The following is a 26,333-nucleotide window of genomic DNA, read 5'->3' on the forward strand; positions in this document are numbered from 1 at the left end:
TTAGCGCAGCGCGTCGCGGACCGCCTGGACCAGCCTCTGTGGCCTGAAGTCGAGATTGCGGGGCGTGAGCCCGAGCCGCACCACCACCAGACCTTCCGACGGGATGATGGCGACGGACTGACCGTCATGGCCAAGCATCCAGACCGCCTCTTCCGGCAGACCATACTCGCTGTCCTCGCCCCCGGGCCCATTCTGCCACGCCTGCGCCTCCGTGTAGTCGCCTCCGGACGCAGCCGTTGGCCGCTTCATGCGCTCGATGAACTCAGGCGGAAGCACCTGGCGGTCACCCCACCGACCGCCCTGCGCAATCAAGAGGCCGAAGCGGGCCCAGTCGCGTGCCGTTGCGTAGAGGTAGGAACCGCCCACGAATGTGCCGGTCGGATCTGCCTCCAGGACTGCGCTTGTCATACCGATGACATCGAAGAGACCCTCCCGCGGGAAGGCGAGCGCCGCCGAGCGATCCGAAAAGCGCGACATCCAGTATTGCGAGATCAGGACCGTTTCGCCGGACGAGTAGTTGAAGCGGGTTCCAGGCGCAGCCTCGGTGGGCAGCGATGCGACATAGGCCGCCATATCGCGCTCCAGATAAAGCATCCGGGTGACATCGGTCACGTCGCCGTAACTCTCGTTGAAGCTGAGCCCGCTTTCCATGGCAAGCAGGTTCGAGAGCTTGATCTCCTTCCGCGCATCACCCGACCACCCGGCGAAGAGTTGGTCGGCGTCTAGATCCAGCCTGTCCTCCGAAGCGAGGATGCCGACGAGTGCAGCAGTCACCGTCTTGGTCATCGACCAGCCGAGGAGCGGCGTGTTCTCGTTGAAGCCGGGGCCGTAGGTTTCGCCGACAATGCGGCCATCCTTGACGACCACCACCCCGCGGGCCGCCGGCCCGATCATCTCCGGATCAGCGAGGATCTCCTGCAGTCGCGGATCGGCTGCTGGAACCGCTTGCCCTTCCGGCCATGGCTGGTCCGACGAAGCTGTGTCGGCTTCCGGCACGGGAGCGGAAAGCCGGTTCGCTACGTCGATGCCGTCCTCGTCCACGGGTGTGCATCCTAGACCAGAACGATGAACGGCAACGGATGGCGCAATGCGGCCAAGGAGCGATGTGTGCACGAGCCCCCGGTCAAGATCGACCTCCGCCCGCACCAGCCGCAGCAGAGGATGTCCCGGCGCCTGGACGTCGTCCCGCAACACTTCGTCGGCGTCGCGTCCGGCGATGAACACATTCGAGCAGATGATCTTCGCCGCATAGCCGGTGCCGACGCGCAGAAGCTCCGGCGGAAAGGCAACGAGCAGACCGATCGCGACACCGAGGAGCAAGACCAGGCCAATCCCTAGCCGCACCAACCACTTCACCACTCTCTGCATGCTCATCTCCTCTACGTCTCGCCATCGAAGCAGGAAAGCGTGACAGACGGAAGATGCCGGCGCACGGTTCATCGGGTTATCCCGGAACGTCTCACGCGCTCGGGAGAGGCTCGGACTGACGCAAACGCGCCTCAACATAATTGAGCGCTTCAGCGGCACCGACCGGCTTTGAGAAGAGGAAGCCCTGTGCCTCACCGATCCCGAGAAGCTTGACGAAATCCAGCTGGTTCTTGGTTTCGATGCCCTCGATCGTGGTCCGGATCTGGAACGTCTCCGAAAGCTTGTGCATCAGGTCCACCAGCTTTGCCCCCTGGCTCGTCTCCAGCATCTGCCCGGCAAACGACCGGTCGATCTTCAGCTCATCGAGCGGAAAGAGCCGAAGATTGTTGATCGAGGAGAAGCCGGTGCCAAAATCATCGAGCGCGACCCGGACGCCACTGGCGCGCAGCTCCGCCAGGCTGCGGCAGACGAGATCAATATCGACCGAGAAGACCGCTTCCGTCACCTCGATCGTCAGCCGCTCGGGCGCCAGACCGGTTTCCACGAGGCAATCGAGCACATGCGCCACGAAATTGGGATCCTTGAACTGATCGCCTGACACGTTGACGCTGACGCCCGTCGGTGCCGGCCAGGTGACCGCCGCCGCACAGGCTTGCTGAACCACCCATTTTCCGATCACCTGGATAATGCCCGTCTTCTCGGCGAGCGGAATGAAGACGTCGGGCGTGACCAGCCCGCGCTTCGGGTGGCGCCAACGCAACAGCGCTTCGAGCGATCGCACATCGCCGTTGTCGACCGCGACGATCGGTTGGTATTCGAGATAGAATTCGCCATCGACGAAACCGCGCGACAGATCACGCTCCAGTTCCAATCCCTCCAGAACCTCACGCGCCAGCGCTTCATCATAGAAAGCGTGACTTGGTCCGAAAATCTCCTTGGCACGGTAGAGCGCGAGATCGGCGCGCTGCTTCGGGGCGGCGACATCGCGGTCTGCCGAGGACATCAGTGTCGCCCCAATGCTCGCACCGGCCATGATCCGACCATGGGCGAGCTCGAACGGCTGCGCCAGAGCGTGCTCGATCTCGAGGCATACGAACTCGGCGACAGGGCGCCGCTGGGCGTGTGGCAGGATGACCGCGAACTCGTCGGCTCCCAGCCGAAACAGCAAGGCGCCCTCACCCGCTGCCTCGCGCAGCCGATTGGCAACGGCAAGCAGCAGGCCGTCGCCTGCTTCATGCCCGAGCGTGTCATTGACATACTTGAAACGGTCGAGGTCGATCAGCAGGAGTGTGCCGGAGCAAGCCTTGCCGGCCTTGAGCAGCGTCGCCAGCGTATCATTCAAGGCCTGGCGATTGCCAAGCCCCGTCAGCCGGTCGACGCGCGACGCTGCCTCGAGCTCCTGCGTCCCACCTTCGAGACGCAGAATGCGGTCATGCAGGATGGCTTCCCAGGCAGCGATTCGCCAACCGATCGCCGCACCGACGAGAGGCAGGGCAAGGGCGCCGAGCGCGGACCAATGACCAAGAAGATCTGTGGAGAACGCACCGAAATTGCCGCTCGCAACGACCGGCACCAGCATGGCGGCTGGCGCGACAGCACCGCCCGCAAAGCCCGCGAGACTGTAACGAAGCCGCCTCCCGAGTGGGATTTCACTTAACATCATGTTAAACACCCCTAAAATAACTGGTGATAATTTGTATTAAATGCATAAAAAATCGGTTACCGGCCAGCGGAGCTGACGTCATCAAACTGTAGCAAGCAAAAGCTACACGCCGTGAAACCCAAAAGGACGGCGGAACGACATGACAGATCTCGCACCCGATGTCGGATTTCGTGGAAACGAGAAGCTGAAGGACGCGCTTCTCCTGCACGCTGCGCTGTCGCCGGCTGGTCTGTCGGAACGCCTCTTCGGCTTGCTCTTCTCGGGCCTCGTCTATGCCCAGATCTGGGAAGATCCAGAGGTCGACATGCAGGCGATGGATCTCACGGAGGGCCATCGCATCGTCACCATAGGCTCAGGCGGCTGCAACATGCTCGCCTATCTCAGCCGCCGCCCCGCCTCCATCGATGTGGTCGATCTTAATCCGAACCATGTCGCGCTGAACCGCCTGAAGCTCGCTGCCTTCCGTCATCTGCCGGACCACTCCTCCGTTCGCCGCCTGCTTGGCGCCCAGATGGTCCGAACGAATGTCCGCATGTATGACCGGCATCTCGCGCCCAATCTCGATGCGGCGACGCGTCGCTACTGGGAGACACGCGGGATCACCGGGCGCCGGCGGATCACGGTCTTCAACCGCAACATCTATCGCACCGGGCTCCTCGGGCGTTTCATCACCATCGGCCATGTGATTGCGCGAAGCCACGGCGTCAGGCTCGAAGAGCTCGCCGAAACGAGGTCCCTGCGCGAACAGCGGCTTTTCTTCGACAACCGCATCGCACCCCTCTTCGACAAGCCGCTGATCCGCTGGCTGACGCGGCGCAAGAGCTCGCTCTTCGGTCTCGGCATCCCGCCGCAGCAATATGATGAACTCGCGACCCTTGCCGATGACGGCACGATCGCACCGGTCCTGCGTCACCGCTTGGAGAAGCTGTGCTGCCATTTCCTGCTCCGGGACAACTACTTCGCCTGGCAGGCCTTCATGCGCCGCTATCCGAAGCCGGAGGAAGGCACACTCCCCACTTACCTGCAGGAGCGGCACTACCAGGCAATCCGCGACACTGCGGAGCGCGTGACCGTCCATCATGCGAACTTCACCGAACTCCTGTCAAAAAAGCCCGCCGGCAGCGTCGACCGCTTCGTGCTCCTCGACGCCCAGGACTGGATGAACGAGCGCCAGCTGAACGATCTCTGGACCGAGATCACCCGAACCGCCTCCGAGGGCGCGCGCGTGATCTTCCGCACGGCCGCTGAAGAGAGCATTCTGAACGGTAGACTCTCCCCGGCTCTCCTGGCGCAGTGGCAGTATCAGGCGGAGCGCTCGCAGGCCCTCAATCGCCAGGACCGCTCAGCCATTTACGGCGGCTTCCACATCTACGAAAAGCGCCCCGCATGAGCACGCGAGCCGGCCTCCTCGCAACGGACGGCTCGCTGGAGCATGCGAGCCGCATGGACCGGATGTATCGCTATCAACGCCACATCTACGACCTGAGCCGGAAATACTATCTGCTCGGCCGCGACCGGATGATTGCAGGCTTGAACGTGCCCGACGGCGGCTCGCTGCTCGAGATTGGCTGCGGCACCGGGCGAAACCTCGCGCTCGCCAGAGGGCACTTCCCGACGGCCCGCCTCTTCGGTCTGGATATCTCTGCGGAAATGCTCGCAACCGCACGCAAGAAGTTCGAGGGCGATACCTCTCCGCCTCAGCTGGAGGTCGCCGATGCCACGAGTTTTTCGTCCGGCGATTTCGGCCAGCCTCATTTCGACCGGGTGATGATTTCCTATGCGCTCTCCATGATCCCCGACTGGCAGGCATCGATCGATCGGGGGATTGAAGCGCTCGGTCCTGACGGATCCCTGCATATCGTCGATTTCGGCCAGCAGGAGAACCTGCCTCTCTGGTTCCGCCGGGGTCTGCAGGCATGGCTTGCCCGCTTCGAAGTCACGCCGCGCCCGGACCTGAAGGAAGCACTCGAACATCGTGCCATGGCGCATAACCTGCACCTCACATTCGAGCCCCTCTGGCGTGGCTATGCCTGGCACGCGGTTCTCACGCGCTGACGGCCTCGCGCAAGCACGATTGCATACGCTCTGATTTTGACAATGATGGACGAGGCTCTTGCCTGTCCTTGCGCGCGTTCAGGAGAGATCCGGACGCAGCCTCTTCATAATCCCGGAAGGAATGCAGATCCTTGATGCGATGGCTTTCGATACTCCTCCTGCCCGCCTGTCTTGCCGTCACGGCTTGCACCTCCGGGTCCTATGATCTGCTTGAGACCAGCGCCGTCTCGCCCCGCTTTCACGACACCGATCCTCAGCATTTCGACGGCAAGACCCCGCATCGCCATGAGGTCCATGGCATCGACGTCTCCAAGTGGAACGGCGATGTCGACTGGCGTCAGGTGAAGAAATCGGGCGTCTCCTTCGTCTTCATCAAGGCAACCGAAGGCAAGGATCGGATCGACCCGCGTTTCCGGGAATATTGGGAGGGTGCCAAGGCGGCCGGCATCCCCCACGCGGCCTACCACTTCTATTACTTCTGCTCATCCGCGGACGATCAGGCGGACTGGTTCATCCAGAACGTTCCGCGCGACGCAAATCTCCTGCCGCCCGTGCTCGACGTCGAATGGAACCCGAGTTCGCCCACCTGCCGCCTTCGACCGGATGCCGCAACCGTCCGCAGTGAAGTGCAGCGCTTCATGCAGCGCATCGAAGCGCATTATGGCAAGCGGCCTATCATCTACACCTCCGTGGACTTCCATCGCGAAAACCTGGACGGCGCCTTCAAGGACCATCACTTCTGGGTTCGCGCCGTCGCGCAGCACCCGAGCGAGATCTACCCCGGCCGCCGCTGGGCCTTCTGGCAATACACCTCCACCGGCGTGATTCCCGGCATCCGCGGGGAGACGGACATCAACGTCTTTGCCGGCACGCAGAAGAACTGGCAGAATTGGGTCTCTTCCGTCTCGAAATGATCGCAAACCGGGGCTAGAGGCTCCTGAGAAACGCTCGGCGCGACCGTGCGCCAAACTCGAAGGACCGACTGATGAACAAAGCCCTGCGTCACGCGCTTCCCCTCACACTGCTCCTCGCGACCACTGGCCTTGCCCAGGCGCAGCAATGCGGCGGGGACCTCGGGACCTTCCTCGAAGGCGTGAAGGCCGAAGCCGTTGCTGCAGGCACGCCCCCGGAGATTGCAGACAAGGCGCTCGCCGGTGCGCAGATCGATCAGAAGGTTCTCGCCCGCGACCGGTCGCAGGGCGTCTTCCGCCAGACCTTCCTTGAATTCTCCGGCCGGACCGTGAGCCAGGCGCGCCTCGACATCGGCCGCCAGAAGATCAAGGAATATGCAGAGGTCTTCGCTCGCGCTGAAAAGGAATACGGCGTCCCGCCAGGCGTCATCACCGCCTTCTGGGCAATGGAAACCGACTTCGGTGCGGTTCAGGGCGACTTCAACACCCGCAATGCCCTCGTCACGCTTGCCCATGACTGCCGCCGTCCGGAGCTCTTCCGGCCGCAATTGCTGGCCTTGATCAAGATGGTCGAGCACGGCGATCTCGAGCCGGCCAGCAACACCGGCGCCTGGGCCGGTGAAATCGGTCAGGTTCAGATGCTGCCCAAGGACATCATCGAGTTCGGGATCGATGGCGACGGCGACGGCCATGTCAATGTCAAGCAGAGCAGCCCGGACGCGATCCTGACGGCTGCCAAGTTCATCCAGCATCTCGGCTTCAAGCAAGGTGAACCCTGGATCCAGGAAGTGACGATCCCGGAGAACCTGCCCTTCGAAAAATCCGGTCTCGATGGCGCAATGACCGCAGGTGAGTGGTTCGCCCTTGGCGTTCAGCCACGCGACGGAAACACGGCCTTCGCTGGCCTGCCCGCCTCGCTGGTCCTCCCGCAGGGCCGCAAGGGCCCGGCCTTTATCACCTATCCGAACTTCAACATCTATCTCGAATGGAACCAGTCCTTCATCTACACGACATCGGCCGCCTATTTCGCCACGCGCTTCGGCGGCGCGCCCGTCTACCAGAAGGGCAATCCAGAACCTGGCCTCGACGTCGACCAGATGATGGCGCTGCAGACCAAGCTGCAGGGTCTCGGCCATGACGTCGGCAAGATTGACGGCATTCTCGGCGCTGGAACGCGTGTCGCCGTGCAGAAGGAACAGCAGCGCGTAGGCCTGCCTGCAGACGGCTGGCCGACGCCGGCGCTTCTCAACGCTCTCTGAAACCAGTCTGTGGATCTGCGGTCAGGCCGGGGCGGCAGCGCTGCCCCGGCCTTTTCGTGCAATCTGGAAAATCTGAGCATGTCCCCTCGCAGCGCAGCAGAGAGGCAATTTGAGCCCTCAAACCCTCACGGATGTTAAACTTCATTAACAGGCCGAGAGCGCCAGCAAGATCTTGTTTTAAAACGCTTATTGCGCATTTCCGATAGGTTATCCACCGGCTGCTTCCGCAGCGCAGCACAGAATTGGCTTTGCGCCGACACAAATCGGACATAATATCTAACGGTCAACGCAAGGAGGCACACATGGGACTGACCAATTCTATCAATGTCCTGATCGTAGGTGCAGCGTTTGTTTTCGTAGCCACGATGCTGTTCATCTGACACAGGGTGAAATGAACCAACCCATGGGTTGGCCGAACAAGGCCTCTCCAGCAACCATGATTTCAAAATGAATGAGAGGCGCATGACACGGACCGTCATGCGCCTCTTTTCATGTCCGCAAATGTCACCTTGGACAGGCTCAGGCGGCCGCGCCGGAGACCCTGCCGGCCTTCGGTGACACGCCGAGGCGATCGAGTGTGGCAATCGTCAGCGGCGCACGGTTCATCGTGTAGATGTGGAACTCCTGGACGCCACGGCGCGAGAGATCCGCGATCTGTTCGGCGGCGAGGTCGGCAGCGATGGCAGCGCGTGCCTGTGCGTCCCCTTCCGAACCTTCGAAGCGTGCATCGAGGAACGACGGGATGCTGGCTCCGCACATGGAGGCGAACCGCTTCAGTTGCGTGAGGTTCTGGATTGGCATGATGCCCGGCACGATCGGGATATTGATCCCGGCAGCCTGTACACGCTCCATGTAGCGTTCATAGACATCATTATCGAAGAAGAACTGGGTGAGCGCCCGCGTTGCACCCGCGTCGACCTTCTGCTTCAGCATGTCGAGATCGACGGTATCGTTCTCGCTCTCCGGATGACGCTCCGGGTAAGCCGAGACAGAGATCTCGAAATCGCCCATCGCCCGCAGGCCCGACACCAGATCGGCGGCGTTGACATAGCCGCCCGGATGCGGCGCATAGCGTGTCCCGACACCCCCTTGCGGATCGCCGCGCAACGCCACGAAATGGCGCACCCCCGCGGCCTCAAACTCTTCGACAACGGCCCGAACCTCGTCACGCGTCGCACCGACACAGGTTAGATGCGAGGCCGTGGCGAGCGGCGTGTCGTCGATCAGACGCTTCACGGTCGAAAGCGTCGGTTCGCGGGTGGTGCCACCCGCGCCATAGGTCACGGAGACGAAGTCCGGCTGGTATGGCTGAAGCGCTTCGACGGTCTGCCAGAGCTGCGCCTCCATATCGGGCGACTTCGGCGGGAAGAACTCGAAGGAAATCTTCAACTCGGAGGTTCTGGTGATCGGGCGTTCGGTCTTTGTCATTTATCTGCTCCCGGTCATGGCAAGAGGTTGGTCCTGGGTGGTTGCCGCGGGAGCAGCTGCCCGCCGCGCCAGCCAGATGGTGACGGTCAGTCCGCGCCCGGCCGCGCTCTCCGGCGGCAGATCGATCACGTCCTCGACCGAGAGCCCCTGCCGTCCGAGCCATTCGGCCATGGCGCCGTGCGAGAAACCGAGGCGGACATGGGCATGCTCGTCCCGCAGATACTCGTGATCATGCGGCGCAAGATCGATGATCGCGAGCCGCCCGCCGGGCTTCAGCATGCGTGCCGCCTCGGCAAGAGCCAATTCCGGTTCTTCGAGGAAGTGCAGAACCTGGTGAATGGTGACGAGATCGAAGTCGTTCGCGTCGAGGGGAAGGTTCAGGATGTCGCCATGACGCACGCTGGCCGACAGAATGCCCTCCTTGTCGAGGTTGGATCGGGCGACCGCAAGCATGTCTCGGCTGGCGTCGATTCCGATGGCGCGGCGATAGCGCGGCGACAAGAGCTGGAGGATCCGGCCCGTACCCGTACCGAGATCGAGCATCGAATCGACCGCCTCGGTGCCAACGGCACGCAGCAGAGCAGCTTCGACATCGGCGTCGTTGACATGCAGCCTACGAAGCTCGTCCCATTCCGATGCGTTGCGGCTGAAATAGGCCTGTGCCCGTTCGGCGCGTGCGCGCTTGACCGCCGTCAGCCGGTCGCGATCACGCTGCAGGACGGGATCACTCGCCTCGGCAGCATCGAGAAGCAGGCGAACCAGCTCGGCCCCCGCCCCTTCCTGCCTCAGGCGGAAATAGGCCCAGGCGCCCTCCTGGTAACGACCAATTAGATCCGCCTCTGCGAGCAGCTTCAAGTGGCGCGAGATACGGGGCTGCGACTGGCCGAGAATTTCGGTAAGATCGGTGACCGTGAGGTCGCCCGACGCCAGAAGTGTAAGCAGACGCAGGCGGGTCGGCTCACCTGCCGCTTTCAGCAATTCCACCAGAGTATCGACGCCGAGTCTCATTCGCACCACCGCAATAACGACATAAAGATATCTTTATGTCTGATCTTCCGGCGATGCAAGCGAAACTTGCCGCAGAGTTGTCGAGGTCAGCAAAAAGGGCCGGCACCTTGCGGCCCGGCCCTTGATTGTTCGACTGCCGACGGCTCAGCGCGTCAGGCGCTTGTAAGCCTGGCTACCCGGGTTGAGGGCATCCGGGCCGAGGCGGCGGATCTTGTCCTGCTCGTAGTCCTCGAAGTTGCCTTCGAACCACTCGACATGACCGTCACCTTCGAAGGCCAGAATATGCGTCGCCAGGCGGTCGAGGAACATGCGATCGTGGCTGATGATGATCGCGCAGCCGGCAAAGGCTTCGAGCGCGCTTTCGAGCGCACCGAGCGTTTCCGTATCAAGGTCGTTGGTCGGTTCGTCGAGCAGCAGCACGTTGCCGCCGGCCTTCAGCATCTTGGCGAGGTGCACGCGGTTGCGCTGACCGCCCGAGAGATTGCCGACCTTCTGCTGCTGGTCGCCACCCTTGAAGTTGAAGGCGCCGCAATAGGCACGGGAATTCATGTCGAACTTGCCGAGCTTGATGACTTCGGCGCCGCCGGAAATTTCTTCCCAGACGGTCTTGTTGCCGTCGAGCGCGTCACGGCTCTGGTCGACATAGCCGAGGTGAACGGTGTCACCGATGCGGATCGTGCCGGCATCCGGCTTTTCCTGACCGGTGATCATCTTGAACAGCGTCGACTTACCCGCACCGTTCGGGCCGATGATGCCGACGATACCGCCCGGTGGCAGCTTGATCGAGAGATCGTTGATTAGCGTGCGGCCTTCAAAGCCCTTCTTGATGCCTTCGAGCTCGATAACCACCTGACCGAGACGCTCGGAGACCGGGATGATGATCTGTGCGTCGCCGGGGCGGATGTTTTCCGCCGCATCGACCAGCTGTTCGTAGGCCTTGATACGCGCCTTGGACTTGGCCTGACGTGCCTTCGGGCTCGATGCAATCCATTCCTGCTCGCGCGACAGCGCCTTCTGGCGGCCGGCTTCGTCGCGGGCTTCCTGCTGCATGCGCTTGGCCTTGGCGGTCAGGTAGGCCGAGTAGTTGCCTTCATAGGGAATGCCACGACCACGGTCGAGCTCGAGGATCCAGCCCGTGACGTTGTCGAGGAAGTAGCGGTCGTGGGTGATCATCATCACGGCGCCCGGATAGTCGCGCAGATGCTTTTCAAGCCAGGCGATCGTCTCGGCGTCGAGGTGGTTGGTCGGTTCGTCGAGCAGCAGCAGGTCCGGCTGCGACAGAAGCAGACGGCAGAGCGCGATACGGCGACGCTCACCACCCGAAAGCACGGTCACGTCGGCATCCTTCGGCGGGCAGCGCAGCGCTTCCATCGCCATTTCGACCTGCTGTTCGAGGTCCCAGAGGTTCTGGCTGTCGATGATGTCCTGGAGCTTGGCACCTTCTTCCGCAGTCTCGTCGGAATAGTTCATCATCAGTTCGTTGTAACGGTCGAGCACGGCCTGCTTGTCGGCCACGCCTTCCATGACGTTCTCGAATGCGTTCTTGTTCGGATCGAGATGCGGCTCCTGCTCGAGATAACCGACGGTCGCGCCTTCGGCGAGCCAGGCTTCGCCGGTATATTCCTTGTCCTGGCCGGCGATGATGCGCAGCACGGTCGACTTACCGGCGCCGTTCGGGCCGAGGATACCGATCTTCGCATCGGGATAGAACGAGAGGTGAATGTTCTCGAGAATCTTCTTGGCGCCGTAGGACTTGCTAAGTCCCGACATGTGATAGATGAACTGGCGTGCCATGGGGTCTTGCTCCGGCGGGAATGGGAATTGGCCCGCTATGTAGGCGAATTGCGCCTGAGGGGCAATGCGGCGCACGAAAAACCACCGAGAAATACAGCAGTTCTCCCAAGCGGCGGGGACTTTGTTGGCGACCTTGTCTCGCTTGTCGGCATCGGGCCGCCGAGAAGAGCAAGGATAAGCCCGAGAGACGCCGCTGGTATTGCGCGCGACCGAGAAATGGCCTCCTATCGTGACATCGGGAGAACCAAATGTTTTCAGATCCAGCTTTTCACGAATCGCCCTCCGGCGCCCGCCTCGCCTATCACCACCAGCCTTCCGCGAACGGCGCACGCGGTATCGTGCTGATCTGCCACGGACTGGCCGAGCATTCGCGGCGCTACGAGGCGTTTGCCATCGCTTTGTCTGAGAGGGGCTACCACGTCTATGCCCATGACCACCGCGGCCATGGCGAAACGACGGCACCGGATGCGGCATTCCGCTCGTTCGCCAGAAAGGACGGCGCCAGCAAGGTCATCGCCGATGTCATGGCCATGCGGGAATTGGCGGTGCAGAGCCATCCCGGCCTCCCCGTGATCCTGTTCGGCCATTCCATGGGTGGCTTGATCGCGCTGAATGTGGCGACGGAGCATCCGCAGGCGTTCCACGCGCTGTCGATCTGGAATTCCAACTTCAATCCCGGCCTCGCCGGTCGCTTCGCCCAGGGGGTGCTGTCCCTCGAGCAGATGCTGAAAGGCTCGGACGTCCCCTCGACGATCCTGCCGAAGGCGACCTTTGCGGCCTGGGGTCGCGCCATCAAGGGACATCGGACCGCCTTTGACTGGCTCTCCCATGACGCCGGGCAAGTCGACGCCTATATCGCCGATCCGCTCTGCGGCTTCGATGCGAGTGTCTCGATGTGGCGTGACATCTTCCGGCTGACTTTTGCGGGCGCAGACCCCGAGCGGCTGGCGCGCCTGCCGCAGCGGCTCGCGGTCTACCTTGTGGGCGGCGCGGAAGATCCGGCGACCAACAACGGCCGGGAAATCCGTTGGCTCGGGCAGCGCATGCTCGACATCGGCATGACCGATGTCGAGACGAACGTCTATGAAGGGATGCGACACGAGACGCTAAATGAGGTCGGCCGGGAAAAGGCCATCACCGACTTCCTGACCTGGCTCGACAATCTCGGCCCCTAGCGCCTGCAAGTTCTTGCCGAAACGGAATGATGCCATGAGAGAATATCAGGTGCGGAGGGCATTGTTGGCCGTTATAGCTCGGTCGACAGCAGTTCTTGTCATGGCAGGCGGTCTCATCTCGTAAGACTGCCTGCCCCGACGACGCCGCACAGGATCGCGTTATGACGCCCAAGCCTTCAGCCCCTGCCCCACTCGCCGGCATCCGTGTGATCGAACTCGCCCGCGTGCTGGCCGGCCCCTGGGCGGGCCAGATGCTGGCCGATCTCGGCGCCGACGTGATCAAAGTGGAAAACCCTGAAGGCGGCGACGATACCCGCGCCTGGGGACCGCCCTTCGTCGAGGGCGCCGATGGTGAGAACCTCTCGGCCGCCTATTACCACTCGACCAACCGCAACAAGCGCTCGATCGCGGTCGATCTGAAGACGCCGGAAGGCCAGGAAACGGTCCGCCGCCTCTGCGCCTCGGCCGATGTCGTCATCGAGAACTTCAAGCGCGGCGGCCTGGAGAGATACGGCCTCGACTACGAGAGCCTGAAGGCGATCAACCCCAAGCTCGTCTATTGCTCGATCACCGGCTTTGGTCAGAACGGTCCCTATGCCGATTTCGCCGGCTACGACTACATCGTCCAGGGGATGTCCGGCTTCATGTCGATCACGGGCGAAAAGGACGGCGAGCCGATGAAGGCGGGCGTAGCCATCGCCGATATCTTCACCGGCATCTATGCCGTAACCGCAATCCAGGCCGCCCTGATCCACGTCATGAAAACAGGCCAGGGCCAGTTCGTCGACATGGCCCTGCTCGACGTGATGTCGGCGGTGCTCGCCAACCAGAACATGAACTACCTGATCTCGGGCAAGCCGCCGACCCGCCTCGGCAATGCCCATCCGAACATCAGCCCCTATGAAGTCGTGCCGACATCAGATGGCCACCTGATCCTTGCGGTCGGCAATGACGGCCAGTTCAAGCGGCTCTGCGCCATCCTCGGCATCCCCTCGGTCGCGGAAGATCTACGCTTCGCCACCAACAAGGCCCGCGTCGCCAACAAGGTCGAGGTTCGCGCCATTGTTACCGCTGAAACCGTGAAACGGTCGAAGCGCGACCTGCTCTCCGCCTGCGAGGCCAATGCCGTGCCGGCGGGACCGATCAACTCGATCGAGGAAATGTTCGCCGACCCGCAGGTCCAGGCACGCGGGTTGAAGATCGAGCTGACCGACGACAAGGGCACCGTGATCCCCTCCGTGCGCACGCCGATCGTGCTCTCCGAGACACCCCTGCGCTACGAGCGCCCAAGCCCGCGCATTGGCGAGCATGGCAATGAGATTCTGGCCGAACTGGCCGAGCTGGAAAGGAAGACGCAATGAAGAGAACCGGCGGTGAACTGATCGTCGAGGCGCTGAAGGCCAACGGCGTCGAGCGCGTGTCCTGCGTTCCCGGCGAAAGCTATCTGGCCGTGCTCGACGCGCTGAAGGACAGCGGCATCGAGACGCTCGTCTGCCGCCAGGAAGGCGGCGCCGCGATGATGGCCGATGCCTGGGGTCGCCTCACCGGCAAGCCCGGCATCTGCATGGTCACCCGTGGCCCGGGCGCGACGAACGCCTCCGCCGGCCTGCATGTCGCAAAGCAGGATTCGATCCCGATGATCCTGTTCATCGGCCAGATCGGTCGCGATATGAAGGAGCGCGAAGCCTTCCAGGAGGTCGAGTATCGCCGCGCCTTCACCGAATTTGCCAAATGGGTCGGCGAGATCGACGACGCCCGCCGCATCCCGGAATTCGTCACCCGCGCCTTTGCCGTCGCCACCTCGGGCCGCCCCGGCCCGGTCGTGCTGACGCTGCCCGAGGACATGCTGCTCGACGAAGTCGAGGCCCCGGAGGCCAGGCCCTACACGCCCGTCGAGGCCCATCCAGGCCCAAGTCAGATCGCAGCCCTCGGCGCGATGCTGAAGACCGCCAAACGCCCCATGGTCGTGCTCGGCGGCACGCGCTGGAGCGAGGCTTCGGTTGCCGGCATCCAGGCATTCGCGGAAAAGTTCAAGCTGCCGGTCGGCTGCTCCTTCCGCCGTCAGATGCTCTTCGATCACCTGCATCCGTCCTACGCCGGTGATATCGGCATTGGCATCAATCCGGCACTGGCCAAGGAAGTGAAGGAAGCCGATCTGCTGATCCTGCTCGGCGGCCGTTTCTCCGAAATGCCCTCGTCCTCATATACGCTGATGGACATCCCCTACCCGGCCCAGACGCTCATCCATGTGCATCCGGACCCGTCAGAACTCGGCCGCGTCTACCGCGCTGATCTCGCCATCTGTGCCGCCCCTGAGGAATTCGTCGCGGCACTCGCATCGCTCGATGCACCCGCCGCCCCCGCCTGGGCGGAGCGCACCGAGACCATGCATGCCGCCTATCTCGCCTGGTCGACGCCGCCGAAGGCAAGCCCCGGCTCTGTCCAGATGGGCGAGATCATGCAGTGGATCGAGGCGAACACCGCAAAGGACACGATCTTCACCAATGGCGCCGGCAACTATGCCACCTGGTTGCATCGCTTCCATCGATTCCAGGCCTTCAACACCCAGGCCGCCCCGACCTCCGGCTCGATGGGTTACGGTCTGCCGGCAGCCGTCGCTGCAAAGCAGCTGTTCCCGCAACGTGAAGTCATCTGCTTTGCCGGTGACGGCTGCTTCATGATGCATGGACAGGAGTTTGCCACCGCCATCCGCTACAACCTGCCGATCATCACGCTCGTCATCAACAATGGCATGTATGGCACGATCCGCATGCATCAGGAGCGCGAATATCCGGGCCGCGTCAGCGCCACGGACCTGACCAACCCCGATTTCGCAGCGCTGGCCAAGGCCTATGGCGGCCACGGGGAAACCGTCGAAAAGACCGAAGACTTCGCCCCCGCCTTCCTGCGTGCCCGCGCATCTGGCAAGCCCGCCATCGTCGAGATCAAGCTGGATCCGGAGGCGATCACGCCCACCCGCACCCTGAGCCAGATCAGGGACAAGAGCTGACGCGGACCGGCGGTTCCGTCATGGACGACGGAACCGCCACGCGTGGCCAAGTCCCGCGGCGGCATGGCAACTAATTCAAGACGAAATGCGCAGTGAGGAATGTCGATCTTTGTCATCGTCATCTTCCGGCTTGCGATGGCTCTCGCCGCCACCTACATTTTCGGCCTCACACCGGGAGAAGCTTAAATCCTGCACCATGACGATACGGCTTGGTCCATGCGGCAAGGAGAATGTATCAACATGGTCACCACGATCGAAACTCCGCGTCTTAACCTCCGACCCTGGCGCGAAGACGACATCGAGCAGATTGTGCTCGGCCTGAACGATCTCCAGCTCGCGAAATGGCTGGCTTTCGTTCCGCATCCCTATTCGACGTCGGATGCCGAAAATTGGGTCAGGCGATGCCAGGCAATCGCAAGCACAGGCGACCGACCAACCGCATACGAATTCGCTATCGAACTCAAAGCCGAGCGGAAAGTCATCGGTGGCGTCAGTCTCAACAAGATCGACTGGAGTGCTGGGACTGGCGGCGGAGGCATCTGGATCGCCACCCCCTATCAGGGTCTGGGCTATGGACGCGAAGCCTTTGACGCCAAGATCCGCTTCGCTTTTCGCGACCTTGGTCTGACGAAGCTGATCAATGGCTACTTCGACGGCAACGAAAACTCCTGGGCGATGCAGCGCAAACTGGGATATCGCCGGGTCACCGAGGCTCCGAGCCGCTGCATGGCTGACGGTCGGCAGACGATCGAACATGTCACAATGTTGCTGCGCAGTGACTGGCAAGATCGCGAGGACCAGACTTCCGACCGGGTACGATCGGAAGCATGACCGAACGTGGCCCCAAGCGACCTACCAATAAAAAAGCCGGCAATGGAAACTGCCGGCTTTTCCATGTTGGTCAAGACGGCGCTTAGATGGCGGCCGTGACGATGAACTCGACCTTGTAGTCCGGCGTCGCGAGCGGCGCGCCGCTCGTGGCGCGAGCCGGCGGGTTTGCCGGGTCGATCCAGGCTTCCCAGACGGCGTTCATTTCAGCAAAGGTCGACATGTCGGAGAGGTAGATGATCGTCTGCAGGATCTTCGACTTGTCCGAACCGGCAGCGGCCAGCAGACGGTCGACTTCGGCGAGCGCCGACTTCGACTGCTCGGTCACGGTCGAGCCTTCGCCGACCTGGCCGGCCAGGTAAACAGTATTGCCGTGAACGACGGCGCCGCTCATGCGCTTGCCGGGCTCGATACGCTTGATGCTCATGGGAAAACTCCTGCTTGAGGCTTGGGTAAAACACGCAGAAGCCGGACGCGAAGGCCCGGCCAGCGATGGTGACGAAATGGGATCAGCCGCGCTGGCGAAGCGCGTGCTCGTAGGTGGCAGTCGAGCGTGCGCCCGAGCGGCAATAGCCGAGCATGGGGCGCTCGAACTCTTCCAGCGCATCCACCATGTCTGCGACGGCATCCGGTGTGACACCCATCGGGCCAACCGGAACATGCTTGATCTTGAGGCCCAGTTCTTCGGCGCGTTTGGCGATGACGGCAAAATCGGGCTGGCCGAAGTCTTCGCCATCGGGGCGGTGGCAGACGATCGACTTGAAGCCGAGCGCCTTGATCTCGTCGAGCTCCTCGACCGTGATCTGGCCGCTGACCGAATATTCCTCGTTGATCTGCCGGATGTTCATCAGGGCACCTCGTCAATTTCCTAGGGCCAAACATCTACGACGGGCATCCCTGAGCGTCAATCGCAAGCAACCTGCCCTTGCCCGCTTAGACAAAGGAAAACGCCAGCCCGTAGTCGCGGCTTTCGCCCGGCTTCAGGATATTGAACTCGCCCGCGGCCTCGAGCTCGGCACGGCCGACCCAGCGATGGGAGACGGGTTCGATGCCCAGCACATGCGCCGGCGCCTTCTGGTTTCGCCAGATCTGCAGATGCGGCAGCGTATCGGTGCGGAAACGCACCTTGAGCCGCTTGTTTCCGATGGCAGCGATCGGGCCGAGACGAAGCTCCGCCCAGCCGCCATGCCCCGCAGGAACGCAGAAGATGCCGCCGTCGCCCTCTCCAAAGGCCCAGGCAAAGCCGCCCCCTTCGAGCATCGCGCCTTCCAGCCGGGTTGCGGGATCGAAGTGCTTTGCACCGAGGTTCATGTGGTACATCAGGAAGGTCGGGAAAGCGGTGTCGCCGACATTGACGACCGTATCGGCGAGCTGCACCTCGCCGCTTTCGCCCTTCAAGCGCCACTGTCTCTGAAGACGGGCATGGCCGCCGGCGGCAAGCGTCACGTCGACGGCGCCCCGCGCCACCAGATCCTCGCCCTCCGCTGTCACCTCGAGCGAATGGGCCGGATTGGCGGAGAAGGACCCATGCAGCGGATAGTCAAGATCGGTGCCGGGGATTGGCTCGCGATGACGGATGTGGTCGGGCCCGCAGGTGAACAGGAACCCTTCCAGCGAATGATCGATGCGCGGATCCCCGTCATCGGGAATGGCCCTTCCCGGCGCCAGGTCGACCCCATCCACGATACAGGAGCCGATGTCGAACACCGACCCTTCATCGAGGGCGAGCCGCGGTCCCTTGGGACCGGAAAACATGATCATGCGAGAGGTTCCTCGGTCTGCCGCTGCGGCGCTCTGAGGTGACCGGTGGAAACGAGATCCTCCAGCCCGACGAGTCCGCTGTCGAGCGAGGAGAGATAGGCGATATTCACATTGCGCTCAAGCCACCGCTGGAAGGCGGCCGCTTCGCTCGCGAGCCGCTCGAACCGGTCTCTGCCCTTGCTGGTCAGCGACAGAAGCTCGAAGCGCCGATCGCTGCGGTCACGCTTGCGCAGCAGATAGCCCTTGTCTTCGAGAACCTTCACGGCCCGGCTGATTTTGGTCTTGGTCAGGCCGGCATAGCCGGAGATCGCTTTGGCCGTGGTTGGCGAACGCTCGCCCAGCGACCAGAGCACCTGCCATTCGGACCAAGACAACTCGTCATCTGGCCCGCAGAAATGAGTGAAGCCGTTATCGACGATCTCCGCGACCCGGATCAGTCGGAAGGGTAAAAAGGCTTCCAATCTCAGTTGATCCTGCATTCTCCCCCCTTAATGCCGAACTATAAAGCGATAATTCAAAACGCGTTGGCCCGGCTGCCCCCACAGCAAGTTAACCCTATATTCACTATGAATTCACCTTTTCCACATTAGTGTCAAATTTCACGCGTTTGTCGCCTGCTTAGACGAGGAAACCGAATCGTGTTCGACATCAGGAATTCAGGCTTGATATTGGCGGCTCTGGCTGCCGGATCCCTAGCATTGGCAGGCGCAGCCTCCGCGCAGTCGGTCTATGACGATCGCAACGCACATACCCTCCTGATCTCGCCCGAAGGCGATATCCTCGATTACGTGCCTGAGGTCGGCGAAGTCGTGATTAGCCGCGATCGCATGGGCCGTACGATCCTGATCGACCGCATGGGCAATCTCGTTGCCACGGAAATCCCGGCCGAAAGCTACTACCCGCCGCGCGATCGCGGTCGAAACGGTAGCCTGCCCGGCGTTTACGATCCCTATCAGCGCCAGGACCCCTATCCGCAGCGCGGCTGGGATGATGACGTGACGACCGCGTCGATCCCCGACGCCCTGCCCGGCGATCAGGCACCGCTCGACCAGATGCCGCAGGACATGCCCTATGGCGGCCCCGACCTGCCTCTACCGGCCGACAACGCGCCGGCCCGGACCGTCACGCCCGAAATCCCGGTCAAGAGCGACCTCTCCCGCCTCGAGATTACCGCGCTTCAGGTCTTCCTTGATCGCGAAGGCATTTCGCCCGGCGTCATCGACGGCAAGATGGGCCAGAACGTCAACAAGGCGATCGTCGCCTGGGAGCAGATGACGGGCGAAACCCTCGACCCGAACAATGCCGAGGACATTCTTGAGCGTCTGCGCCTGTCCGGCGGTCTCGCGATCAAGAACTACACGATCACCGCCGGCGATGCGGCCGGCCCCTTCGTCGCCTCGATCCCTGACGACTACGCCCACAAGGCGCAATTGCCGGCGCTCTCCTATACGTCGACCGTCGAAATGCTCGCCGAGCGATTCCACATGGACGAGGGCTATCTGCGCGAACTGAACCCCGGCGTCGACTTCTCGATCCCCGGCACCACGATCAAGGTCGTCGAGCCGGGCCCGGTGAAGAAGGGGAATGTCGCGCGGATCGTCGCGAACAAGGGTCTGAAGCAGGTCTTCGCCTATGGCGAGGACGGCAGCCTGATTGCCGCCTATCCTGCCAGCATCGGCTCGGCCGATACGCCTTCCCCGTCCGGCACGGTGACGATCGAGCGTATCGCGCTCGATCCCGGCTACACCTACAACCCGAAGGTCAACTTCCAGCAGGGCAACAACACCAAGGTCCTGCAGATCCCGCCCGGCCCGAATGGCCCTGTCGGCACGGTCTGGCTCGCATTGTCGAAACCCACCTATGGCATTCACGGTACGCCCGAGCCTTCCAAGATCGGCCGCACCCAGAGCCACGGCTGTATCCGCCTGACCAACTGGGACGCGACCGAGCTCGCCAAGATGGTCAAGGCCGGCGTGACGGTGGAATTTGTCGAGTAACGGCGACGGCTCTGGGTACATCGGAAGCATCTGGTCGGAGTTCCGAGAGATCGGAAGATCACTGCCGCCTGTGGTCTTTCTCCATGGAAGCAATCACGATGAGCACAGTCTGACTGACTTTGCAGCCCAGGTGGCCCATGGTCATCCCCAGTACTTTCCACGGGGCAGCGAGGCATGGGGAACAGCGTTCACCTTCTTCCGGCGCCACGCCGACCGGTCCATCGACGTGGCAAACCTTGGCCATCGAGCGGACGAACTGGCCGTTATGCTAGATGCCATTCGTGAGAGGCATGGTCGACCTGCTTTGCTGATGGGGTTCTCGAGCGGAGCGATCATGGCAACGGCCCTAATGGCAACGCACCGAGAGCTCGTGGACGGCGGAGTACTGCTACGCCCCCAAAGCCCCTTCGGCGAGCGAGGATCGCCGGAGTTGCAAGGCATGCAGGTGCTTATGATATCTGGAAAAGATGATCGAAGACGGACCCGTTGCGATGCAGAGCTCCTGCACAATCAACTGGTAGCATCGGGAGCGGCGGTGACATGGCACGATTTGCCATGCGGGCATGATTTCGACCCGCTAGGACGCGACATAGAGCTAACCCGCGCCTGGATGGCCAAGCGCGGGTCACAAAACTGATTGATCGCGAGCGTCAGGCCGCCGAGCGTACCAGCCGGAAGAGGCGACGTGGCTCACCGGACCGGATGACCTTGACCGGCAGCAGGCGCATCACTTCGGAGGCAAATGCCTTGGCGTTGTCCTGAGCCTTGTCGAGATTGCTGATCTTCGCTGCATCCATCGAATACAGCGTGCCACCACAGTCGAAGATCTCGCGGAAAGCGCTGCGCTCTGCGATCGGCGTGTTGATGACATTGACGCCGCGCGCCGACAGAAGACCCTTGATGGTCAGAAGGGCGCGTGTCGTGACCATCGAGGTCACGCGGGTCAGCACGACCGAATGGGGGATGACGAGATTTCCGGCATCTTCCATCAGCTTGATCAGATCGAGGATCTGGGCACCGCCCTTGGCATCCATGGCGCAGCCCTGAACCGGGATCATCACGTGATCCGAAAGGCCGATTGCCGTGGTGACCATGGCGTCGCGGGCGCCGGCAAGATCCATGATGATATAGTCGTTTGTGCGCGAGAGCTCGCGGATATGCCCCTGAACAGAGGCAACCGTCACTTCCGAGATGACTTCGATATTGCGCTGCGGACCGGAGATCTCGTGCCACTGGGTGATCCAGCGCTGCGGATCGGCATCAAGGATGGCGACGCGATATCCCTGGTGCGCCAGTTCGGTGGCGAGAAGAAGGGCTGCGGTGGTCTTGCCGGCACCGCCCTTGGCATTGGCAAAAGAAATGACTGGCATGCTTGATCCTTGGGAGGTCTGGTCCGAGCGGCTCATCGCTCTTGGGCAACCCGCGTCATCGGCGCCCCATGCCTGCATCATGCGCAAACATGGTTAACAAAGTGGAAACGCACCCTTGCCGCCCCTCCCCCATAATGGGGAGAAGCAACGGAAAAACCTAGCATATTCGAAGATAGGAATGGGCCGAACTGCCCGTCAACCGCGCAGCGGCGTGCAACTGCCGACATGCTGAGGACCGACTCGGCCAGCCTTGAGATCAGACAGCAGCGGCAAGGAAGGATCCGGTCCGCCGAGACTCGCCTCGAATGTCGCGCGGTCGACCTTCACCATCCGTCCGCTGCCGAGAATGCTCACCAGCGTCTTCTTGTCGACCACGGCAAGGCTCACTTTCTACTTGCAGAACTGCTTGCCATCCTTGCCCGTCAGCACCCAGCCCAAGGCGCCGGACTTTCCCTGGCTCATTTTACCAACCGTGTAGCCCTTCTTGAGGAGCCCCTGAAAGCTTTCGGCAGAGGCAGGCGAGGCATGAAGAAGCAAGCAGTCCCCAAGATGCACAGGGTGCGAGCAATCACATAGGAACGAGACATCAAAAGCACCTCTCCAGAATGAAAACTGAAACCGGATTTTGGGAGAATGATCGGAGGGCCCCAACCGGTAGTGGCGGGGGCCCTCGACTCGTCAAAACAGACGATTAGAAGCAGTCGGCGAAGAGCTGCTTGGTGTTTTCAAGCGTCATCTTGACCGGATTGCCGCCCGCACTCGGATCCTCGATCGCCATGGCCGAGAGCTCGTCGATCCGGTCATTGGCAATGCCCATCGCCGTCAGGTTGGCCGGCACGTTGAGCTCGGCGCGCAGCGCCAGCACATAGTCGTAGAAACCGTCGAAGCCGCCGGCGATGCCGAGATAGGCCGCCGCACGCTCGATGCGATCCTCGATCACGTGACGATTGAACTTCAGGACCGGCGGCATGACGACAGCGTTCGTCATGCCGTGATGCGTGTTGTAGACGGCACCGATCGGATGCGACAGCGCGTGGATGGCGCCAAGCCCCTTCTGGAAGGCAACGGCGCCCATGGCGGCAGCCGACATCATGTTGGTGCGAGCCTCGATATCCGTGCCGTCCTTGTAGGCGCGCGGCAGGAATTCCTTGACCAGCCGCATGCCTTCGAGCGCGATGCCCTGGCTCATCGGATGGTAGAAGGGCGAGGAATAGGCTTCCAGGCAGTGCGCAAACGCGTCCATGCCCGTGCCCGCCGTGATCATCTTCGGCATGCCGACGGTCAGTTCCGGATCGCAGATGACGACGCCCGGCAGGAACTTCGGATGGAAGATGATCTTCTTCACATGGGTTTCGGAATTGGTGATGACAGAGGCGCGGCCGACTTCGGAGCCGGTGCCCGCCGTGGTCGGTACGGCGACGATCGGCGCGATGGCGTCGGAATTGGCGCGGGTCCACCAGTCACCGATGTCCTCGAAATCCCAGACCGGCCGGGTCTGGCCGGCCATGAAGGCAACGCACTTGCCGAGATCGAGACCCGAGCCGCCGCCGAAGGCGACGACGCCGTCATGGCCGCCGTCCTTGTAGGCCTTGATGCCGGCTTCCAGGTTCTTCTCGTTCGGGTTCGGGTCCACATCGGCGAAGAGCGCACGACCAAGACCCGCCTCTTCCAGCACGTCGAGCGCCGTCTGGGTGATCGCCATCGGGGCCAGACCCCGGTCGGTGATCAACAGCGGCTTCTTCATGCCGAGCGACTTGCAGGCGTCCGCCAGTTCCTTGATGCGGCCGCGTCCCATCTTGATGGCGGTGGGATAGCTCCAGTTGGCGACGATGTTCATTTCGTGACTTTCTTCAGGTGATAGGATTTCGGACGGGTAAGGTTCTGGAAGCCGAGCACGGAGAGCGAGCCGCCCTTGCCGGTTTCCTTGACGCCGGTCCAGCAGAGCGCCGGGTCGAGATAGTCGGCGCGGTTCATGAAGACGGTACCGGTCTCGATCTCGCGGCCGATGCGGGCAGCGCGCTCCGAATCCTGCGTCCAGAGCGAGGCGGTCAGACCATAGGGGCTGTCATTCATCAGCTCGAGCGCCTGTTCGTCGCTCTTCACCTTCATGATGCCAACGGCGGGGCCGAAGGTCTCGTCCTTCATGAACGCCATGGAATGGTCCACATTCACCAGGATCTGCGGCATGATATAGGCGCCGCCGTCATCGGCCGGGAAGAGCTTGGGATCGACAAGTGCCTTTGCACCCTTCGACACGGCATCGGCGATCTGCTCGCGCACGACCTTGGCGAAACGCTTGTTGGCCATCGGCCCCAGCGTCGTTTCCGGATCGAGCGGGTTGCCGAGCTTGTAGTTCGACACCCAGGCGACCGACTTCTCGACAAAGGCGTCGTAAAGGCTCTCATGCACATAGACGCGTTCGATGCCGCAGCAGCACTGGCCGGAATTGTAGGTCGCGCCGTCCATCAGCGTATCGACGGCAGCATCAAGGTCGGCGTCTTCCATCACATAGCCCGGATCCTTGCCGCCAAGCTCGAGGCCGAGACCGGCGAAGGTACCGGCAGCGGCCCGCTCGATCGAACGACCACCTTCGACCGAACCGGTGAAGTTGATGAAGTTGAAATTGCCAGCCGCGATCAACGCAGACGTGGTCTGGTGATCAAGGAAGAGGTTGATGAAGACATCGTCAGGCACACCCGCCTCGACGAAAGCGCGCACCATGCGCTCGCCGACGAGAAGCGTCTGGGTCGCATGCTTGATGACGACGGTGTTGCCCGCCATCAGCGCCGGCGCGATCGTATTGATCGCCGTCATGTAGGGGTAGTTCCACGGCGCGATGACGAAGACGACGCCATGCGGCTCGCGCTCGATCCGACGCTCGAATTTGTCGCTGGCTTCGACGACGAGAGGCGCCAGCGAGTCGGCGGCGATCGCTGCGACATAGTTGGAGCGCTCGTTGAAGCCCTTGTACTCGCCGCCATAGCGGACCGGACGGCCCATCATGTGGGCGAGTTCCGGCACGACCTCGTCCGACATCTCGTTGAGGCGGGCAACGCCCTTCAGAACCAACTGAACGCGGTCTTCGAGCGGTCGCCGCGCCCAGGCCTTCTGCGCCTTGCGGGCACGTGCCACGGCCTCAGTCGCCGCTTCCAGCGACATGGCCGGGCGCTCGGCGTAAACCGACCCATCGATCGGCGAAATGCATTGGATCATGGTCATGATCGTCTTCCTATTGTTCTACAACGAAATGACAGCGACCGAAGCCGCTGTCCTTGTTTCCACCCTTACGCTGGGGATCGTGGCCGGCTCAAGCCCGCCATTGGTCACGCCCGTTCGAAGCCGCGCGCCACCTCCCAATCCGTGATCCGACGGTCATATTCCTCCTGCTCCCATTCGGCAGCACGAACATAATGATCGACGACGTCATCGCCGAAGGCAGCCCTCAGCATAGCTGAGCCCTTCAACGTCTCGGCTGCTGCCCGCAGCGTGCGCGGGATCTCGCGGACACCCTGCGCGCCGTAAGCATCGCCGGTAAAGGCAGGCTCGAGTTCCATCTTCTTCTCGATCCCGTCGATGCCGGCGGCGAGAAGTGCAGCCATGGCGAGATAGGGGTTGAGGTCGGAGCCGCCGACACGGCATTCGACCCGGATGCCCTTGGTGCCGTCACCGCACAGACGGTAGCCCGCGGTGCGATTGTCCTTCGACCAGATCGCCTTGGTCGGCGCAAAGGTGCCCGCCATGAAGCGCTTGTAGGAGTTGATATAGGGCGCGAGGAAATAGGTGATTTCCGAAGCATGGCTGAGCAATCCGGCCATGTAGTGCTTCATGGTCTCCGACATGCCGTATTGGCCCTTCTCGTCAAAGAAGAGCGGCGTCTTGCCATCGGCGGACCAAAGCGACTGGTGGATATGCGAGGATGAACCGGCAGCATTGTAATGCCACTTGGCGAGGAAGGTGATGGCCTTGCCCTTCGACCAGGCAATCTCCTTGCAGCCGTTCTTGATGATGACATGCCGGTCGGCCATCGTCAGCGCATCGGCATAGCGGACATTGATCTCTTCTTGGCCGGCAGACGCTTCACCCTTGGAATTCTCGACCGGGATGCCCGCACCCTGCAGACCCTTGCGAATCGCGCGCATCACGTCTTCTTCCTTGGTCGTCTGGAAGATGTGGTAATCCTCGTTATAGCCCGAGACCAGCTTCAGGTCGCGATAGCCCGACAGCCGCGCCTCGTCATAGGTCTGGTCGAAGAGGAAAAATTCGAGTTCAGTCGCCATGAAGGCCTTCATGCCCATGGCTTCGAGCCGGGCGACCTGCTTCTTCAGGATCGCGCGCGGCGAATGCGGAACCTCGGCATGGGTCGCATGGTCCAGCATATCGCAAAGTACGAGGGCCGTGCCTTCGAGCCAGGGGATCCGGCGTAAGGTCGAAAGATCCGGCTTCATCGTGTAGTCGCCATAGCCCTTTTCCCAGCTCGTCGCCTTGTAGCCGGAGACGGTTTCCATCTCCATGTCGGTGGCGAGCAGATAGTTGCAGCTATGGGTTTCCTTGTAGGCGCTTTCGACGAAATACTCCGCCTGGAAGCGCTTGCCCATCAAACGGCCCTGCATGTCCACCTGACACGCCAGTACCGTGTCGATGCGCCCCTCTGCGACGTCCTTTTTTAGATCTTCGAATGTGTACTTGGTCATCTCGGTGTTCCCAGG

24 protein-coding genes are annotated in these 26,333 nt (G+C 62.1%); 9 read left to right on the plus strand and 15 right to left on the minus strand.

The genetic code is table 11. The annotated features are described in order from the left end of the window. Both FAA86_RS19945 and FAA86_RS19950 read right to left on the minus strand, forming a co-directional pair. Nucleotides 1-1,368 (minus strand): serine hydrolase domain-containing protein, encoded by a 1,368-nt coding sequence (locus tag FAA86_RS19945; protein WP_136542803.1) that lies wholly within the window; start codon nt 1,366-1,368, stop codon nt 1-3. A gap of 91 nt (nt 1,369-1,459) precedes the next feature. After that, nucleotides 1,460-3,031 carry a putative bifunctional diguanylate cyclase/phosphodiesterase gene (locus tag FAA86_RS19950; protein ID WP_136542804.1) on the minus strand — a complete coding sequence of 524 codons (1,572 nt, stop codon included), beginning with the start codon at nt 3,029-3,031 and terminating at the stop codon, nt 1,460-1,462. A 139-nt stretch (nt 3,032-3,170) separates the two neighbouring features. Between FAA86_RS19950 and FAA86_RS19955 the strand changes: the two genes are divergently transcribed. The 4 genes from FAA86_RS19955 to FAA86_RS19970 all read left to right on the plus strand — a co-directional run bounded on the left by FAA86_RS19955 (nt 3,171) and on the right by FAA86_RS19970 (nt 7,256). After that, complete coding sequence (locus FAA86_RS19955; RefSeq protein WP_136542805.1) at nt 3,171-4,421, plus strand: BtaA family protein; 1,251 nt, start codon at nt 3,171-3,173, stop codon at nt 4,419-4,421. After that, nucleotides 4,418-5,086, plus strand: coding sequence for a class I SAM-dependent methyltransferase (locus tag FAA86_RS19960; RefSeq protein WP_136542806.1), 669 nt, complete (start codon nt 4,418-4,420; stop codon nt 5,084-5,086). Before FAA86_RS19955 ends, FAA86_RS19960 begins: the two co-directional genes overlap by 4 nt. Nucleotides 5,087-5,220: 134 nt before the next feature. Then, entirely contained in the window at nt 5,221-6,000 is a 780-nt protein-coding gene (locus tag FAA86_RS19965) for a glycoside hydrolase family 25 protein (RefSeq protein WP_136542807.1), read from the plus strand. A 71-nt stretch (nt 6,001-6,071) separates the two neighbouring features. Next, nucleotides 6,072-7,256, plus strand: a complete 1,185-nt coding sequence (locus FAA86_RS19970; RefSeq protein WP_136542808.1) for a lytic murein transglycosylase — start codon at nt 6,072-6,074, stop codon at nt 7,254-7,256. Nucleotides 7,257-7,775: 519 nt separating this feature from the next. Here the strand turns inward: FAA86_RS19970 and metF are convergent. From metF to ettA, 3 genes are all read right to left on the minus strand, one after another. Beyond that, nucleotides 7,776-8,684 carry a methylenetetrahydrofolate reductase [NAD(P)H] gene (gene metF / locus FAA86_RS19975; RefSeq protein WP_136542809.1) on the minus strand — a complete coding sequence of 303 codons (909 nt, stop codon included), beginning with the start codon at nt 8,682-8,684 and terminating at the stop codon, nt 7,776-7,778. Then, complete coding sequence (locus tag FAA86_RS19980) at nt 8,685-9,692, minus strand: ArsR/SmtB family transcription factor (RefSeq protein WP_136542810.1); 1,008 nt, start codon at nt 9,690-9,692, stop codon at nt 8,685-8,687. It lies immediately after the preceding gene. A 144-nt stretch (nt 9,693-9,836) separates the two neighbouring features. Further along, nucleotides 9,837-11,486, minus strand: a complete 1,650-nt coding sequence (ettA, locus tag FAA86_RS19985) for an energy-dependent translational throttle protein EttA (protein WP_113460777.1) — start codon at nt 11,484-11,486, stop codon at nt 9,837-9,839. Nucleotides 11,487-11,734: 248 nt separating this feature from the next. Here ettA and FAA86_RS19990 point away from each other — a divergent pair, with 248 nt between their 5' ends. From FAA86_RS19990 to FAA86_RS20005, 4 genes are all read left to right on the plus strand, one after another. Further along, nucleotides 11,735-12,661: an alpha/beta fold hydrolase gene (locus tag FAA86_RS19990; RefSeq protein ID WP_136542811.1), complete on the plus strand. Its 927-nt coding sequence runs from the start codon at nt 11,735-11,737 to the stop codon at nt 12,659-12,661. A gap of 161 nt (nt 12,662-12,822) precedes the next feature. Then, nucleotides 12,823-14,022, plus strand: coding sequence for a succinate--glutarate CoA-transferase (gene caiB / locus FAA86_RS19995; protein ID WP_136542812.1), 1,200 nt, complete (start codon nt 12,823-12,825; stop codon nt 14,020-14,022). Further along, nucleotides 14,019-15,671: a thiamine pyrophosphate-binding protein gene (locus tag FAA86_RS20000; protein ID WP_136542813.1), complete on the plus strand. Its 1,653-nt coding sequence runs from the start codon at nt 14,019-14,021 to the stop codon at nt 15,669-15,671. Before caiB ends, FAA86_RS20000 begins: the two co-directional genes overlap by 4 nt. 240 nt (nt 15,672-15,911) lie before the next feature. After that, nucleotides 15,912-16,502, plus strand: coding sequence for a GNAT family N-acetyltransferase (locus FAA86_RS20005; RefSeq protein ID WP_167495042.1), 591 nt, complete (start codon nt 15,912-15,914; stop codon nt 16,500-16,502). An 82-nt stretch (nt 16,503-16,584) separates the two neighbouring features. Here the strand turns inward: FAA86_RS20005 and FAA86_RS20010 are convergent, their stop codons facing one another. The 4 genes from FAA86_RS20010 to FAA86_RS20025 form a co-directional block, all read right to left on the minus strand. After that, nucleotides 16,585-16,926, minus strand: a complete 342-nt coding sequence (locus tag FAA86_RS20010) for a RidA family protein (protein ID WP_136542815.1) — start codon at nt 16,924-16,926, stop codon at nt 16,585-16,587. Nucleotides 16,927-17,008: 82 nt separating this feature from the next. Next, nucleotides 17,009-17,347 carry a protein tyrosine phosphatase family protein gene (locus FAA86_RS20015; protein ID WP_136542816.1) on the minus strand — a complete coding sequence of 113 codons (339 nt, stop codon included), beginning with the start codon at nt 17,345-17,347 and terminating at the stop codon, nt 17,009-17,011. Between the two features lie 85 nt (nt 17,348-17,432). Continuing rightward, nucleotides 17,433-18,260 (minus strand): aldose 1-epimerase family protein, encoded by an 828-nt coding sequence (locus tag FAA86_RS20020; RefSeq protein WP_136542817.1) that lies wholly within the window; start codon nt 18,258-18,260, stop codon nt 17,433-17,435. Next, nucleotides 18,257-18,739 (minus strand): MarR family winged helix-turn-helix transcriptional regulator, encoded by a 483-nt coding sequence (locus FAA86_RS20025; protein WP_246035134.1) that lies wholly within the window; start codon nt 18,737-18,739, stop codon nt 18,257-18,259. Before FAA86_RS20025 ends, FAA86_RS20020 begins: the two co-directional genes overlap by 4 nt. A 159-nt stretch (nt 18,740-18,898) precedes the next feature. Here FAA86_RS20025 and FAA86_RS20030 point away from each other — a divergent pair, with 159 nt between their 5' ends. Beyond that, the gene (locus tag FAA86_RS20030; protein WP_374725475.1) at nt 18,899-20,257 is read left to right on the plus strand and encodes a L,D-transpeptidase; all 1,359 of its coding nucleotides are present in this window, start codon (nt 18,899-18,901) and stop codon (nt 20,255-20,257) included. Nucleotides 20,258-20,907: 650 nt separating this feature from the next. Here FAA86_RS20030 and FAA86_RS20035 read toward each other — a convergent pair. From FAA86_RS20035 to FAA86_RS20055, 6 genes are all read right to left on the minus strand, one after another. Continuing rightward, complete coding sequence (locus tag FAA86_RS20035; protein WP_136542818.1) at nt 20,908-21,627, minus strand: ParA family protein; 720 nt, start codon at nt 21,625-21,627, stop codon at nt 20,908-20,910. A 195-nt stretch (nt 21,628-21,822) separates the two neighbouring features. Next, nucleotides 21,823-22,002, minus strand: coding sequence for a hypothetical protein (locus FAA86_RS24990; protein WP_246035135.1), 180 nt, complete (start codon nt 22,000-22,002; stop codon nt 21,823-21,825). A gap of 15 nt (nt 22,003-22,017) precedes the next feature. Next, nucleotides 22,018-22,164 carry a hypothetical protein gene (locus FAA86_RS24995; RefSeq protein ID WP_246035136.1) on the minus strand — a complete coding sequence of 49 codons (147 nt, stop codon included), beginning with the start codon at nt 22,162-22,164 and terminating at the stop codon, nt 22,018-22,020. Nucleotides 22,165-22,318: 154 nt separating this feature from the next. Further along, nucleotides 22,319-23,464, minus strand: coding sequence for an iron-containing alcohol dehydrogenase (locus FAA86_RS20045; RefSeq protein WP_136542819.1), 1,146 nt, complete (start codon nt 23,462-23,464; stop codon nt 22,319-22,321). Further along, nucleotides 23,461-24,846, minus strand: coding sequence for an aldehyde dehydrogenase family protein (locus FAA86_RS20050; protein WP_136542820.1), 1,386 nt, complete (start codon nt 24,844-24,846; stop codon nt 23,461-23,463). Before FAA86_RS20050 ends, FAA86_RS20045 begins: the two co-directional genes overlap by 4 nt. Nucleotides 24,847-24,950: 104 nt before the next feature. Next, complete coding sequence (locus FAA86_RS20055; protein ID WP_136542821.1) at nt 24,951-26,318, minus strand: glutamine synthetase family protein; 1,368 nt, start codon at nt 26,316-26,318, stop codon at nt 24,951-24,953. Nucleotides 26,319-26,333 lie beyond the last annotated feature (15 nt).

This window comes from Rhizobium rosettiformans W3 (assembly GCF_004912135.1).
Taxonomy (GTDB): domain Bacteria; phylum Pseudomonadota; class Alphaproteobacteria; order Rhizobiales; family Rhizobiaceae; genus Allorhizobium; species Allorhizobium rosettiformans.

Coding starts and splice junctions, on each gene's coding strand:
- FAA86_RS20035 (WP_136542818.1), bottom strand. CDS start 21,627: ATGCCAGTCATTTCTTTTGCCAATGCCAAGGGCGGTGCCGGCAAGACC.
- FAA86_RS19950 (WP_136542804.1), bottom strand. CDS start 3,031: ATGATGTTAAGTGAAATCCCACTCGGGAGGCGGCTTCGTTACAGTCTC.
- FAA86_RS20025 (WP_246035134.1), bottom strand. CDS start 18,739: ATGCAGGATCAACTGAGATTGGAAGCCTTTTTACCCTTCCGACTGATC.
- FAA86_RS20055 (WP_136542821.1), bottom strand. CDS start 26,318: ATGACCAAGTACACATTCGAAGATCTAAAAAAGGACGTCGCAGAGGGG.
- FAA86_RS19945 (WP_136542803.1), bottom strand. CDS start 1,368: ATGCAGAGAGTGGTGAAGTGGTTGGTGCGGCTAGGGATTGGCCTGGTC.
- FAA86_RS20015 (WP_136542816.1), bottom strand. CDS start 17,347: ATGAACATCCGGCAGATCAACGAGGAATATTCGGTCAGCGGCCAGATC.
- caiB (WP_136542812.1), top strand. CDS start 12,823: ATGACGCCCAAGCCTTCAGCCCCTGCCCCACTCGCCGGCATCCGTGTG.
- FAA86_RS19955 (WP_136542805.1), top strand. CDS start 3,171: ATGACAGATCTCGCACCCGATGTCGGATTTCGTGGAAACGAGAAGCTG.
- FAA86_RS19990 (WP_136542811.1), top strand. CDS start 11,735: ATGTTTTCAGATCCAGCTTTTCACGAATCGCCCTCCGGCGCCCGCCTC.
- FAA86_RS20045 (WP_136542819.1), bottom strand. CDS start 23,464: ATGAACATCGTCGCCAACTGGAGCTATCCCACCGCCATCAAGATGGGA.
- FAA86_RS19970 (WP_136542808.1), top strand. CDS start 6,072: ATGAACAAAGCCCTGCGTCACGCGCTTCCCCTCACACTGCTCCTCGCG.
- FAA86_RS19980 (WP_136542810.1), bottom strand. CDS start 9,692: ATGAGACTCGGCGTCGATACTCTGGTGGAATTGCTGAAAGCGGCAGGT.
- FAA86_RS20050 (WP_136542820.1), bottom strand. CDS start 24,846: ATGACCATGATCCAATGCATTTCGCCGATCGATGGGTCGGTTTACGCC.
- FAA86_RS19965 (WP_136542807.1), top strand. CDS start 5,221: ATGCGATGGCTTTCGATACTCCTCCTGCCCGCCTGTCTTGCCGTCACG.
- FAA86_RS19960 (WP_136542806.1), top strand. CDS start 4,418: ATGAGCACGCGAGCCGGCCTCCTCGCAACGGACGGCTCGCTGGAGCAT.
- metF (WP_136542809.1), bottom strand. CDS start 8,684: ATGACAAAGACCGAACGCCCGATCACCAGAACCTCCGAGTTGAAGATT.
- FAA86_RS20000 (WP_136542813.1), top strand. CDS start 14,019: ATGAAGAGAACCGGCGGTGAACTGATCGTCGAGGCGCTGAAGGCCAAC.
- ettA (WP_113460777.1), bottom strand. CDS start 11,486: ATGGCACGCCAGTTCATCTATCACATGTCGGGACTTAGCAAGTCCTAC.
- FAA86_RS20010 (WP_136542815.1), bottom strand. CDS start 16,926: ATGAGCATCAAGCGTATCGAGCCCGGCAAGCGCATGAGCGGCGCCGTC.
- FAA86_RS20005 (WP_167495042.1), top strand. CDS start 15,912: ATGGTCACCACGATCGAAACTCCGCGTCTTAACCTCCGACCCTGGCGC.
- FAA86_RS20020 (WP_136542817.1), bottom strand. CDS start 18,260: ATGATCATGTTTTCCGGTCCCAAGGGACCGCGGCTCGCCCTCGATGAA.